Origin of the sequence: Burkholderia sp. MSMB1498, assembly GCF_001526245.1 — a bacterium.
Taxonomy (GTDB): domain Bacteria; phylum Pseudomonadota; class Gammaproteobacteria; order Burkholderiales; family Burkholderiaceae; genus Burkholderia; species Burkholderia savannae.
This window is the reverse complement of record NZ_LOYJ01000016.1, coordinates 12102-25118: the sequence shown is the minus strand read 5'-3', so window position 1 is coordinate 25118 and position 13017 is coordinate 12102. Positions and strand designations below refer to the sequence as shown.

Genomic DNA, 13017 nt, shown 5'->3' with positions numbered 1-13017 from the left:
ATGTCGATTTCGTTCAACCCGATGGTGACGAGCTCGCCGACTGGCACCTTCCGCATCGATACGGAGGGCTATGTCCAGGGCGCCGTCATGGACGATCCGTCGTCGAACATGTGGCTGGCGAGCGCGATCATCGCTGCGTCGGTCACCGGCCCGGTCTGGGGCGGCATGGCCATCACCGAGAACGTCGCCGCGCCGAACCAGAATGGTCTCGGCAACTCGCTGGTGATCGCCGCGAACAACGCCGGCGTGACGGGCTTCACCGTCATCAACCGGTCGTACAACGCGATCCTGACGCCGGGCAACAACGTGCCGCAGCTCACGGCTGGCATGACGGCGATGTTCTATCGCCTCGGCTCGAACGCGCGCATCGCGGTGCAGTGCGACGCGACGCTGGCCGGCAACCTCGACACGGGCGCGATCAACCAACAGGTCTCGTGGGATTTCACGAACCAGAAGCTGGTCGCATACAGCTCGGGCGCCGGCGCGCTCGCGTGCAAGGTGCTGTCTGTCAACACGAAAAGCAAGATCGTCAGCTACAACTCGGGCACAGGTGCACTCACCTGGACCGAGGGTGCGGCCGCGATCATCCAGATCTAAGGAGCCTCCGAAATGGCAAATTACTTCCCGGCTCAGGCCAAGGTCGCGCCGAGCTTCTCGGAGCCCGAGCTGATCGTCACCTACGCGCAGGCCTCCGGCGCGTTCAACGCTCTCCCGGGCGGCAAGCCGCGCGTGAAGATCGGTAGCGAAGACCTCTTCGTCTACATCAACGCGCTCGACCTGCGCACCGAAACGCAGGCATCGCAGGGCGCGCCGAACCTGCTGCCGTCGGCATCGCTGACCGCGACGTTCTACGGCACGGCGACGTATCTGATCCGCACGCGCGCTCAGTGGGACCACCACGATACGGCCGCCGCGGCTGCATACTCGGTTGGCCTGCCGGCCGCGCAGGATCTCGCACAGCGTCAGGGCATCTTCCAGCAGATGCGCACGGGCCTGCTGTACGGCTTCAACCCGGCGAACGGCGAAGGTCTGGTGAACACGGTCGGCGCCACGGCGGTGACGCTGCCGCCCGACAGCTACGGCAACACGACGGTGTCGACCTACGACAATGGCGAGATGGCGCTGTGGATCCTCGCGCAGATCGTCGCGCTGAAGACGCGCATGTTCCAGTCGGGCGGCAACGTGCGCAGCAAGATCCGCATCGTCAGCCCGCAGCGCGTATTCCTGCAGCTGTCGTATGGCTCGATCGTGCAGGTCGTGCAATATCAGCGCCCCGGCGCCGGTACGGCCACGGTCGGCCAGGTGGTGCAGAATGTCGTCGAGGAAATGGGCGACGAGATCGAGTGGTACTTCGACGACACGCTGATCGGCAAGGGCGCCGGCGGCTCGGACGCGGTGATCCTGACGATCCCCGAGATCGAGAAGCCGGACATCGCGGGCATCAACACCAACGTGGCGGCGGACATCACGCCGAACATGAAGGCGGTCAACCTGATGTACGCGGACGCCGCGGCGCCGATCAAGATCCCGACGCCGATCCCCGATGGCGGCATCACCGAAGTGCAGGAACTGCGCGTGACGTCCGGCTGGGGCGTCCGTCCGGAAGGCATCACGATCCTGTCGATGCCGCACTGAGCAGCACCGTAGCGAGAGTCTGTATCACCACCCTGAAGGGGCGCCCGCGTGGCGCCCCTTTCTTTTTCCCGAGGACGACATGTCGATTTTCATCGCCAACTGCACGAAGCAGCATCTCGATCACCACTTCCGTTCGCCCGAACACGCCGGCAAGGCGCAGGTCGTGCATATCCCGTCGGGCCAGCAGCGCGAGATCGCGCGCGGCGCGTCGAGTGCCGTCATCGAAGCGCTGGTGCGTCACCTCGAGCAATTCGGCTTCCGCAACGCGGCCGAGGTGAACGGCAAGATCAGCGAGTTCTCGGGCTACCTCTACCGCGTCGGCAAGCCCGTTACCGAAACGCACATCGTCACCGGCCACGATCAGCTCGTCGACACGCAGGAGCATCGCTCCGCGCAAGAAGCGACGCGCAGCGCGCTCGCCTTCGACAGCGCCACGCGCGACAAGAAGGGCGGTGGCAAGGGCCGGCGCATGGCGAGCGTGACCTCGGTGGAAGTGAAGCAGGATGTCCCGCCCGGCCAGAAGCCGACCGGTGACGAAGTGAATTTCTCTCTGTCGGTGGCGCCGGACGGCCGCGCCGATACCAAGCTCCCCGTCTGATATGGCCTTCGTCGACCCGACGCAGCCGAATCTCGCGGACTTCACGACGTTCGTCTACAACCAGGGCGTGCCGCAGGCTGACCTGCCGACGGACTCGCAGTACCTGCAGTGGGCGTACACGATGGCGATGAATCTCGCGCTCGTGCCGCCCTGCAGCGTGCCGTCGATCGTCTACGTGCTAGCCGTGTACAACCTCGGCATGCACCGGCTGCTGAAGGTCGCGCAGGACATTCCTCCGTCGACGTTCTTCTCGCAGCAACGCACGGCGTTCAAGCTGATGGCGTTCGTTGGGGGCGTCGTGCAGTCGTCGGCGGACAACGGCACGTCGAACAGTCTCGTCGTCCCGGATTTCATGAAGAACCTGACGATGCAGGATCTCGACCTGCTGAAGACGCCATGGGGAAGGGAATATCTCTCATATGCGCAGCAGTTCGGTCCCGACGTCGTCGGAGTTTCCTGATGCCTACTCTCCACCTCGGCGTGATCGACGTCGCCTATACCGGGCCGGACGCGAAGCCCGGTGTCACCACGGGCGACGTCGCGACGTTCATCGAGGACGAGTACCACGTGATGCGCGTGTTCCTCGAGATGTACGAGGAGGAGATCGGCGAGCTGCTGGCGAACGACATCGCCGGCGAAATCGAAAGCATCGCGCAGGGCAAGCCGGTCGGCCGCCTGTCGGTCGACATATCGACGGGAAAGATCGGTGAGCTGTTTCGGGACTTCCTCGATGCGCGTGAATGGAAGCAGACCAGCGCGCAATCGGTCGCGGCCGCTGACGAAGGCGTGAACCATCGGAAGAAGCGGCCGTACGCCGCCGAGAACCCGGCGCGGCCGGAATTCGTCGACACGGGCCTCTACCAAGCGTCGTTTCGTGCATGGGTGACTGACTGATGGGACTGATCGATGAAGCAGCGGCCGCGCCGGGCGATCTCGCCGCGGCGCTCGAGGCCGGCGTCGAGCAGCTCTCGCGCAACCAGTCGGTCACGTTCCAGCAATACACGAAATCGACGCTTCCCACGGATGGCTACGTGTTCTGGGTGGCGACCGGCACCGCGCAGCAGTTCAGCGGCTCGCTGCACATCCTGACCGACCGTCGGCAGGAAGAAGACCAGACGATCGCCGCGAACAAGCTGCTGTTCACGGCCGAGCAGGAGATTTCGCAGCTCAATACAATCGCCCCGGGGACGATGTGGATCGGCACGTGGCAGGTCGACGGTGCGACGCTGCAGGTCGCATTCTCCGAAACCGGGCTGAACTACCAGCAGGCCGGCCTGTGGCATTACCGCGGCTTCGCGGTGTATCCGGCGCTGGCGTCACAGCTCGTCGCGAGCGCGGCCGACCTGCCGGTCGAGCCGATCGTATCGAACAGCCTGCCGATCTGGCTATCGCTGGCGAGCCTCGCCGGCGCGCCGGTGTATCCGTCGTTTCTCGTGCCGGACAACGTCGAACCGCCATATGTGACGGCGCACATCGAGCCGGGCGAGACGATCGCGATCCAGTCGTTCCCGACCTACACGTGGCCGGGCACGCCGACGCCGCCGACGGCGCTGCAGCAGATGGCGAGCGCGCAGCTCATGCGCGATACCGTGCGGCTCACGTTTTACGGCTTCACGAACCAGCGCGCGATCCAGTTCTACGCGGCGCTGGTCGACTACTCGCTGAACACCGACGACTTCGGATTTTGCAATTCGCCGGCGATCCGCGACGAGAAGCGCATGCAGGTTGAGATTGCGGCGCTTGCGATGAAGAAGACCCTGACGATCCTCGCGTCGTACTACCAGGGAACCGCTGACGCGATCGCGCGGCGGCTGATCCTGTCGGCCAGCATCACCACCACCATCCAGGAGTAAAGCCATGCCCCAGTATTTCCCGCCGCAACCCGGCGGCAATATCACGTCGCTCGACATTACGACGACGACCGTCATCAAGAGCGCGCCCGGGCGCATCTACACCGTCTCCGTCGTCGCGGCCGGTAGCGCGGCGGGCGGCGTCTACGACAACACCGCGACGAGCGGCAATGCGGCGGCCAACCAAGTCGGCGTGATTCCGCAAGCCATCGGCACGTATCAGTTCTATGGCATGCCGACCTCAACCGGGATCGTCATCGTTCCGCCGACCGGCGGGACCGTGTCCGTTTCCTGGGCATAACTTCGGAGACCGCCCACCATGGCGCAAACCATCACCTCGACGATCGTCAATCTGAACGTCACCGTCACCCGGGCGCCCGTGCCGTCGCAGCTTCAGCGCAGCGGTGCGATCGTCTCGGTGGGCGGCACGAACCTCACGGCCGGCACGTATCAGTACATCGGACTGCAGTCCGATCTGACGGCAATCCAGAGCGGCGCTGGTAACTCGACCGAGCTCGCGAACATGGCCGCGACGCACTTTGCGCAGGGCTCGGCCATCGGCTTCTACGTGCTCGAGCTCGGCGTCGAAACGGGCGTCGATCAAGGCATCGGCCTGCTGCAGACGTGGATCTCGAACAACCCGGGCATCTTCTACGCGTACCTCGTGCCGGCGGCATGGGACTACTCGAAGGACGAGGTCGGCAGCGTCGTCGTGACGAACGGCGGTTCGGGCTACACGTCCGCGCCGACGGTCACGTTCTCCGCGCCGACGTCGGGCACGACCGCGACCGGCACGGCCATCATCCAGAACGGCAAGGTCGCGGCAGTCACGATCACGAATCCCGGCTCGGGCTATACCGCGGCGCCGACCGTATCGTTCTCGGGCGGCGGCGGTACCGGCGCGGTCGCCACGGCGAACCTCGCATCGGCACTGAACATCCTCGCGAGCCTGTACTCGTCGCCGACCAGCAAGACGTACTTCTTCGTCACGACGAGCTCGACGAACCTCGCGAACTACTCGACGCTGAAATCGGTGTTCGCAGTGGTGCCGAGCCCGCTCGCGCCGTCGACGGAATTCACGGCGGCCGCGTTCTTCTACCAGTGGCTGGTGAACCAGCCGGGCGCGTCGAACAAGCTCGCGCCGATGGCCTACCGCTACCTGTTCGGCGTCACGGCGTGGCCGGCGCAGGGCTACAACGCGCAGATCACGTCGATCCTGAGCGGTTACGGCAATCTCGTGCTGACGGGCGCGGAGGGCGGAATTTCGACGGCATGCGTGTTCAAGGGCACGCTGATGAGCGGCGATCAGGCGAGCTGGTGGTATGGGATCGACTGGTTCCAGATCCAGGCGAAGCAGCGCATCGCGGCCGCGATCATCAACGGCTCGAACAGCAATCCGCCGCTACTCTACGATCAGCCCGGTATCAACACGGTCGAATCGGTTGCCGAAGGCGCCGGCTCGAGCGCGGTCACGTTCGGCTGCGCGCAGTCGGTATCGATCACGGCCACGAGCTTCCAGCAGTACACGACGCAGAACCCGGGCGATTACGCGGCCGGCATTTACAACGGCCTCGCGGCGACGGTCGTCGGTCAGAACGGGTTCCTGACGATCACCTTCAACGTCGACGCGGTCCAGTTCTAAGGAGAGCCACAAATGGCAAACCCGCTTGTCAGCCAAGGCACCCTGAACCGCGTTCGGTGCTCGGTCATCGTACCGGCCTTCACGTCTCTGAACATCACGGCGCCGTACATGGGGAAATCGTTCGCGCGCATCGCGTTCGAGGGTGACTTCACCGATCAGACCGGCACCGGCACGGGACTCGTGAACTCGCCGGCGCCGTACGTGCCGGCGACGATCACGGTCGGCATCCTGCGCACGCAGGCGCTGTCGATGGCGTGGCGCGCGCAGTGGGAAGCGAATAGCGTGCTCGGCCAGGTCAAGATCAACAGCGATTCCGCCGCGTTCGACTCGTTCACGCTGTATGACACCGCGATCCGTCACTTCGACCCGAACGCGTTCGACGGCATGGACGCAGTCTGTATGCTCGTGCTGCGCGGCACGTACTACACCAACAATGACCTGTGGAGCATGACGTGATCCAGATCAACGAGGCGATGAACCTCGTCGTGCCGGTCGTGACGGACGAGGCCGGTGTACGCGTGTGGGGCTACCACACGCCGATCTCGCGCGCGGTGTTCGAGGCGAACTACCGGGTGCTCGCGGCGACGAAGGCGTCGCTGACGAGCAAGGGCGCCATGTACATGATGGACGCTGGCCCCCTCATCGCGGCGCTCACGCTGCGCGATGAAGGCCTGCGCGAGGCTGCTGCGCGCGGGCTCGTCGATAAGGATGGCGCCCCGGTCGATCTCGCGACACCGGCGCTCCTCGCCGAAATCCGTCGCCTCACGATGGTGCTCGTGCCGACGGCCGCCGGTTGGGATTTGCTGCCGCTCGAAAGCGCCGTATCTGCCGGCAAGATCGATGATGAAGATCAGGCGGAGGTCGAGTCTGCAGTCGTTTTTTTTACCTGCATCTATGCGCTGGCAAGCAAAGCGGAGCGGAAGAATCACGCGAATCGCACAGCTTCCCTGCTGAAGGGGTCGATCACGTCCTTGCCGCCTTTGGAATTCAGCGCTTCCTTGCCGACCTCGACGAAGGGCGCGACTTCGGCGCCGGCGGTGGTGTCGTCGGTTCCGTCCTGAAGTTCGTCGCAGGTGAGGGGTTTCGGGAGACGTTCGAGCGCCATGATTCCCCGCACCGCAGCGCGCGCGACTTCCGCGACCGCAACCTCATCGAACTGATCCGCATCCTGAGAGGCGCCAGTGGCTAACAAGTCGATCATTCCGATCGAGATCAACGACGCGCAATTCAAAGCGTTCTACGAACTGTTCGAACAGTTCGAGTCGAAGATCCAAGGCATGCCGAAGGAGTGGCAGCAGATCGATTCGTCGATGCGCCGGAACGCGGCCACCGCGAAATCGCTCGCGAGCGGCATTCAGTCGTCGACCGAGGCGCAGCGCCAATTCAACGTCATGGCGCGCGAAGGCCTGCATACGATGTCGAAGATGGCGAAGGAGGCCAGCAACGTCGGCAAGGCCGTTTTCGACATCGGCAAGTGGCTGCTGAAGTTCGGCGCCATCGGTGGCGGGATCGCCGGTCTGGGCGGCATCCTCGGCGCGATCAGCCTGCGCGATCTCGCGCATTCGGCTGTGACCGAGCAGCGCGGCGCGCGCGGCGTCGGCCTGACGCCGGGCCAGTACAAGGCGTTCGGGATGGATTTCGGGCGCTTCCTCGACCCGAGCATTTTGTCGCACGTCGCCGACGCGCAGAACAGCTACCAGGGCCGCGTATGGCTCGGTCTTGCGACTGGCCTCGGGTCGCAGGCCGTCGCGAATCAGGGCCCCGATCAGCTCGCAATCCGGCTCGCCACGCGCGCGCATGACTGGTGGACGAAGACACCGGCCTCGCAGCGCACCGCCGAGAACCTCTCGGCTGCCGGCTTCACGCAGTCTGGCCTGACACTCGAAGACATGCGCCGGCTCGGCAATACGCCGCTGTCGGAACTGAACGCCGCGCGCTCGCAATATAGCCGCGATCAGCGGTCGCTGAACGTCAGCAACGGCACGACGCAGGCGTGGTACGAGTTCGATCGCCAGATCACGCTCGCCGGCCGCACGCTCGAGACGTCGCTGACGAATCGGCTGGTCGAGCTCGCGCCGTCGCTGCGCGCGTTCGTGACGACGCTGACGAAGGACGCCGACCAGCTGATCAACGATATCTTCACGCCGAAGAACCTGAAGGCGGTGTCGGACGGCATCACGAGCCTGACGACCTACCTCGGTTCGCCGGGCTTCAAGCAGGATCTGAAGGACTTCGCGGATGGCATCGCCGACATCGTCGGCGCGATCCGGAAGGTGGGGAAGTTCTTCGGCGGCGGTGGACCGGAAACGGATGCAGAGAAAGCCGCCGCATGGGCTGCGCTGCAGCCGACGACGGTCGACAAGCTGGCTGGCGGCGTGCAGAAGTTGACCGGCGAGCCGAACTATTTCCCCGGCATGGAGAAGGCGCAAGGCTTGCCCGCAGGCCTGATGTACGCGCAGGAGATGGTCGAATCGCGCGGCGACATCAACGCGGTATCGCCGCGCGGTGCGAAAGGGCCGTTCCAGTTCATGCCGGCGGCCGCCGAGCAGTACGGCCTGAAAGATCCGTTCAACCTGCACGACTCGGCAGACGCGAATTCCCGAATGATGGGCGACCTGATGCGCAAGTATCGGGGTGATATTCGCAAAGCGCTGGCTGCGTACAATTGGGGGCAGGGCAACCTCGACAAGGACATCGCGAAGAACGGCGCGCAGTGGGAGCAAGGCCTGCCGGCCGAGACGCGCAAGTACATCGCGTCGATCACCGCCGAGATGGCGAAGCGAACCGGCGTCAAGGTGAAGGTCGAGGTGAGCAACAACACGTCCGCGCGCGTCGCCGTGCAGGCCAACGCAGCAGCACCGGGAATGTGACATGGCTGGACTCGACCTCTCTTCGGGCTTTCGCTCGGCGTACGACCTGTCATTTCAGGTCTCGCCGATCATCCTGAACGGCGGGATCGTCGCGAACACACTCGGCGGCATGATGCCGATCATCGGCCTCGTCGGTCAGCTCGGCGCGCTCGCGCAGAGCATCCTGTCGAGCGGCAGCGTAAGCCTCGACAACTTCTTCGCGCGGTTCGTGGTGCTGCCCGGCGGCACGATCATCAACAACGCGGTCGGCACGTATCCGTTCGCGAACCAGCAGGTCGCCGGCAACGCGATCGTGATGCAGCCGAAGAACGTCTCGCTGCTGATGATCGCGCCGGTGAAGGACACCGGCGGCTACCTGACGAAGCTGGCGATCTTCACGTCGCTGCAAAGCTCGCTCGAAGCGCACTGCGCGGCGGGCGGCACATTTCACGTCGCCACGCCCGCGCGGATCTACACGAACTGCATCCTGACGTCGATGACCGACGTCACGAGCGGCGAGGGCAAGCAGCAGCAGATCCAGTGGCAGCTCGATTTCGTGCAGCCGCTGTTGACGCAGCAGGCGGCGAGCAGCGCGTTCGGCGCGCTGATGAGCAAGCTGGCGGGTGGTCAGCAGGTGACGTCGCCGGCATGGTCCGGCGCCGTCGCGGCGGCCGGCTCAGCAGTGCAGGGCGCGCTCGAGGGCGTCGGCAATATGGCCGGTGTCGTGAATCAGTTCCTTTCGCAGCCCGTGCTATGACGACGCTCATCGCTTTCCTGCCGTCGAACGCCACGACACCGCCGTTCCAGGCGACCGTTTCGCTCGACGGCGTCTCGTATTCGCTGTCCGTGACGTGGAACATCGCCGGCCAACGCTGGTACGTCACGCTGACCGACCAAAACGGCAACGTCGCATGGTCGGGTGGAATGGTCGGCTCGCCGCTCGGCTACGACATTCCTCTCGCGCCCGGCGCCTTCTCGACCTCGACGCTGCTGTACCGAGAGGACAGCGGCAACTTCGAAGTCAACCCCTGATCGATGCGCTACTACGACATCACCATCACGCCGGAAGGCGGGACGAAGCCGTTCCGACGCTGGACATCGCACCAGAATGGCGTGTTCGATCCTGGCGCACTGAACGTTGAATTCGACATTCCGGTCGCGACGTACGGCACGCCGATGGGCGGCCAGTCGATCCTGATCGAAGGCGTCCCGCTCGAGGATCTGCTTCAGGCACAGCAGTTCGCTGGCATGAACCTGTCCATGAAGGGCGGCATGCAGGCCGGCCTGCCGCTCGCTAATCCGAAGCAGGCCGGGCTGCTCGCGGCCGGCCAGATATGGCAGTCCTTCGGCAACTGGGAAGGCACCGAGATGACGCTCGACCTGGTGCTGAACCCGGCGGTGTACACGCTCGACCAGCCCGGCAACATCGTCCTGAACTGGACCGCCAACATGCCGCTGGCGCAGGCGCTGAAGCAGACGCTGTCGATCGCCTATCCGACGCTTTCCGCGCTGATCAACATCAGCGACAAGCTGGTGCAGTCGCACGATGAAGTGCATCGGTGCTCGACGCTCGAGCAGCTCGCGCAGCTGCTCTCCGAGATCACGCAGGGAAACTTTCTTGGCGCCGATTATGCGGGCGTGCAGGTCACGATTCAGGCCGGCCAGATCGTCGTCTACGACAGCACGTATCAACCGAACACGGTACAGCTCGCTTTCACGGATTTCGTCGGTCAGCCGACGTGGATCGCGCCGAACGTGATGCAGGTCAAGCTCGTGATGCGCGCGGATATCCAGCTCGGCACCGAACTGCTGATGCCGCAGGGGCTGCAGAACACGCCTGACATTGTGCTGACGTCGGCAGCCGCATTGCCATCGAATCTGAAATACAAAAGCGCCTTCCAGGGCAAGTTCTCGGTGATCGAGCAGCGACACATCGGCAACTTCCGCGCGCTCGACGGCGCGTCCTGGGTGACGATCGCGAACTGCGCGGTGATGAGCAATGGCTGACAACTACGCAAAGTTGCCGCTGCAGAAGTCGCTGAATCGGCTGGCAATCGACCGCGCGCAGAAGGCGATCGAAGACACGGGCAATGCGCTGCCGTGCCGCGTGACGAAGGTCACAGGCGCGATCGTGACCGTCGAGTTCGAGATGCAGGGCACGTGGACGTTGCCGCCGGTGAGGATCCCGAAGGCCGAAAGCCCGTGGGTTCGCATGCCGACGCAGGTCGGCGACAAGGGCGTGACGATGCCGGCCGATGCGTACTTGGGCGGTGTTTCGGGGCTCGGCGGCGGCACGGCCGACTTCCGGCGCCGCGGCAACCTGTCGGCGCTGGTCTTCGTGCCGGTCAGCAACGCCAGTTCTGCGCCCGACGATTCCAATGCCGCGCAGGTGTGTGGCCCGAACGGGATGATCGCGCGCACGACGCAGGGACCGACATCATCGTGTGTCGTGAACCAGAGCGGCGTGACGCTCACGTTCGAATCCGGCTCGCTGTCCGTGACGGGCGCCGGAATCGTCATGAGCTTCGGCGGCCACACGATCACGCTCGACGCGAGCGGCCTGTCGATCGACGGCAACAGTTATGAGAACCACACGCACGGGTACTTCCCGGGCACCGGGTCGAAGACGCAGACCGACCCGCCCATCAATTAAGGGAGCGACGACGTGCGCACGTGGGGCAGGATCTACAACGCGGACGGCTCGTATCGCTGGGTCTCCGTCACGACAGACGCCAACGGCTACAACGACAACGTCTATCTGACGACCCTTTGTCAGGTGCTGAAGCTGAACCTTGGCGAATCGCCGTTCTATGCGAATTACGGAATACCGGCGCAGCAGACCGTCGTCACGCAGGTGTTCCCCGACTATTACGCGATGGTCACGCAGCAGCAGTTCGCGCCGTACTTCGCATCGCTCGCGATCGTGCGCGCTCCCGGCAGTTTTCCGCCCGTCTACAACATCCAGGCCGTCGCGCATAGCGGCGCGCTTCTGAACGCGACCGTAGCGATATGAGCCAGATTCCCCTCGTCATGACTGCGGCCGGCCCGGTTGCGACCGATCCGGCCACGCTGCGGCAGAACCTGGTCAATGATGTCGCCGCCGAGGTACCCGATTACACGGCCAATCTGCCGGGCAGCCTGATCGAGGATGTCGCGTCGACGGATGTCGGCGCGCTGACGACGATCGATCAGGCGCGCGTGGAAGCGGTCAACAGCGTGACGCCATACGGCGCAAACGCCTTCGTGCTCGCGCAACTCGGCGCACAGTTCGGCGTGCCGCAAGGTACGAGTGCGAACGGAAACGTGTATGTCGTTTTCAGCGGGCCGGCCGGCTACGTGCTGCCGCCCGGATTCGTCGTGAGCGACGGATCGAATCAATACGCGCTGCAGGACGGCGGCGTGATCCAGTCGACCGGCCAGTCGGCGCAGCTCTACGCGGTCGCCACGAACAACGGTACGTTCGCGATCCCGGCCAACACGGTCAACCAGATCGTCACGTCTCTGCCGAGCGAGTATGTCGGGCTGATCTCGGTGAACAATCCGGGCGCCGGCGTTGCGGCAACGAGCGCGGAAAGCCCGCAGACCTATCGCGGCCGGGTTCTTCAGGCCGGACAGGTTGCATCGGTCGGAACTCCGGCATTCCTGAAAACGTTGCTGGGGAAGATCAACGGCGTGCAGCAGCGCTTGATTTCGATCAACCAAGTGACGGGGGGCTGGCAGGTGGTATGCGGAGGCGGTGACGCTTACGCGGTCGCCGCGGCGATCCTGCAGGGTGTCGCCGACATCGCGCTGTTGCAGGGTTCGAGGCTCGGCATCACCGGCATGACGAACGCGAATCCGGTCGTGATCCAGACGAACTTGGCGGCCGGTTACACGGTCGGGCAGACATTCACCGTGACCGGCGCGACGCCGAGCGCGTTCAACGGCACGTATACCGTCGCCGCGATCTCGGGCACGTCGATCACGACGAGCACGAACGGTACCGGATTCGGCACGTACACGGGTGGCGCGACGTTCTCGTCGAATCCGCGCAACGTCAATGTGTCGCTGTTCCAGAACCCGAACACGTACAACATCCCGTTCGTCAATCCGCCGCAACAGGTCGTGACGCTCGCGGTCACATGGAACACAACACTGCCGAACTTCACGGCCGGTAGCTCGGTGAACCAACTGGCGGCGCCCGCGCTGCAGGCGTACATCAATTCGATCTTCTCGGGTCAGCCGATCAACCTGAACGAGATGGTGGCGACGTTCCGCGATGCCGTGTCATCTGTGATCGATGGCCCGAACATCACGACGTTGGAATTCTCGGTGACGATCAACGGAACGCCGGTGTCGCCGGCGGCCGGCACGGACATCATCACGTCGGACCCGGAAAGCTACTTTTTCTGCTCGGCGACGGGCGTGACCGTAACGCAGGGGTGACGCATGCAGATCGAGTCA

General features: G+C 64.5%; 17 protein-coding genes. All 17 read left to right on the top strand.

Features of this window, described 5'->3' with window-relative positions; genetic code table 11:
- Complete coding sequence (locus WS91_RS03550) at positions 1 to 597, top strand: hypothetical protein (RefSeq protein ID WP_059575413.1); 597 nt, start codon at positions 1 to 3, stop codon at positions 595 to 597.
- A gap of 12 nt (positions 598 to 609) precedes the next feature.
- The gene (locus tag WS91_RS03545) at positions 610 to 1635 is read left to right on the top strand and encodes a hypothetical protein (protein WP_059575415.1); all 1026 of its coding nucleotides are present in this window, start codon (positions 610 to 612) and stop codon (positions 1633 to 1635) included.
- Between the two features lie 79 nt (positions 1636 to 1714).
- Positions 1715 to 2233, top strand: a complete 519-nt coding sequence (locus WS91_RS03540; protein ID WP_059575417.1) for a hypothetical protein — start codon at positions 1715 to 1717, stop codon at positions 2231 to 2233.
- A gap of 1 nt (position 2234) precedes the next feature.
- The gene (locus WS91_RS03535) at positions 2235 to 2693 is read left to right on the top strand and encodes a hypothetical protein (RefSeq protein ID WP_059575419.1); all 459 of its coding nucleotides are present in this window, start codon (positions 2235 to 2237) and stop codon (positions 2691 to 2693) included.
- On the top strand, positions 2693 to 3127 hold the full coding sequence (locus tag WS91_RS03530; protein ID WP_226377142.1) for a hypothetical protein: 435 nt from the start codon (positions 2693 to 2695) through the stop codon (positions 3125 to 3127). Before WS91_RS03535 ends, WS91_RS03530 begins: the two co-directional genes overlap by 1 nt.
- The gene (locus tag WS91_RS03525) at positions 3127 to 4086 is read left to right on the top strand and encodes a hypothetical protein (protein WP_059575421.1); all 960 of its coding nucleotides are present in this window, start codon (positions 3127 to 3129) and stop codon (positions 4084 to 4086) included. Before WS91_RS03530 ends, WS91_RS03525 begins: the two co-directional genes overlap by 1 nt.
- Before the next feature lie 4 nt (positions 4087 to 4090).
- Positions 4091 to 4384: a hypothetical protein gene (locus WS91_RS03520; RefSeq protein ID WP_059575423.1), complete on the top strand. Its 294-nt coding sequence runs from the start codon at positions 4091 to 4093 to the stop codon at positions 4382 to 4384.
- A gap of 18 nt (positions 4385 to 4402) precedes the next feature.
- A complete protein-coding gene (locus WS91_RS03515; RefSeq protein WP_059575425.1) occupies positions 4403 to 5725 on the top strand; it encodes a hypothetical protein in 1323 nt (440 codons plus the stop codon).
- A 12-nt stretch (positions 5726 to 5737) separates the two neighbouring features.
- On the top strand, positions 5738 to 6181 hold the full coding sequence (locus WS91_RS35450) for a hypothetical protein (RefSeq protein ID WP_065494859.1): 444 nt from the start codon (positions 5738 to 5740) through the stop codon (positions 6179 to 6181).
- A complete protein-coding gene (locus WS91_RS03505) occupies positions 6178 to 6786 on the top strand; it encodes a hypothetical protein (RefSeq protein ID WP_059575429.1) in 609 nt (202 codons plus the stop codon). Before WS91_RS35450 ends, WS91_RS03505 begins: the two co-directional genes overlap by 4 nt.
- A gap of 120 nt (positions 6787 to 6906) precedes the next feature.
- Entirely contained in the window at positions 6907 to 8595 is a 1689-nt protein-coding gene (locus WS91_RS03500) for a lytic transglycosylase domain-containing protein (RefSeq protein WP_059575431.1), read from the top strand.
- Position 8596: 1 nt separating this feature from the next.
- Positions 8597 to 9331: a hypothetical protein gene (locus WS91_RS03495; protein ID WP_059575433.1), complete on the top strand. Its 735-nt coding sequence runs from the start codon at positions 8597 to 8599 to the stop codon at positions 9329 to 9331.
- Entirely contained in the window at positions 9328 to 9606 is a 279-nt protein-coding gene (locus WS91_RS03490; RefSeq protein ID WP_059575434.1) for a phage baseplate plug family protein, read from the top strand. Before WS91_RS03495 ends, WS91_RS03490 begins: the two co-directional genes overlap by 4 nt.
- 3 nt (positions 9607 to 9609) lie before the next feature.
- Positions 9610 to 10581, top strand: a complete 972-nt coding sequence (locus WS91_RS03485) for a hypothetical protein (RefSeq protein WP_226377141.1) — start codon at positions 9610 to 9612, stop codon at positions 10579 to 10581.
- Complete coding sequence (locus tag WS91_RS03480) at positions 10574 to 11227, top strand: hypothetical protein (protein ID WP_059575436.1); 654 nt, start codon at positions 10574 to 10576, stop codon at positions 11225 to 11227. Before WS91_RS03485 ends, WS91_RS03480 begins: the two co-directional genes overlap by 8 nt.
- A gap of 12 nt (positions 11228 to 11239) precedes the next feature.
- Entirely contained in the window at positions 11240 to 11587 is a 348-nt protein-coding gene (locus WS91_RS03475) for a hypothetical protein (RefSeq protein WP_059575438.1), read from the top strand.
- Positions 11584 to 12999, top strand: a complete 1416-nt coding sequence (locus WS91_RS03470) for a hypothetical protein (protein WP_063889417.1) — start codon at positions 11584 to 11586, stop codon at positions 12997 to 12999. The genes WS91_RS03475 and WS91_RS03470 overlap by 4 nt, the downstream gene beginning before the upstream one ends.
- Positions 13000 to 13017: the final 18 nt, after the last annotated feature.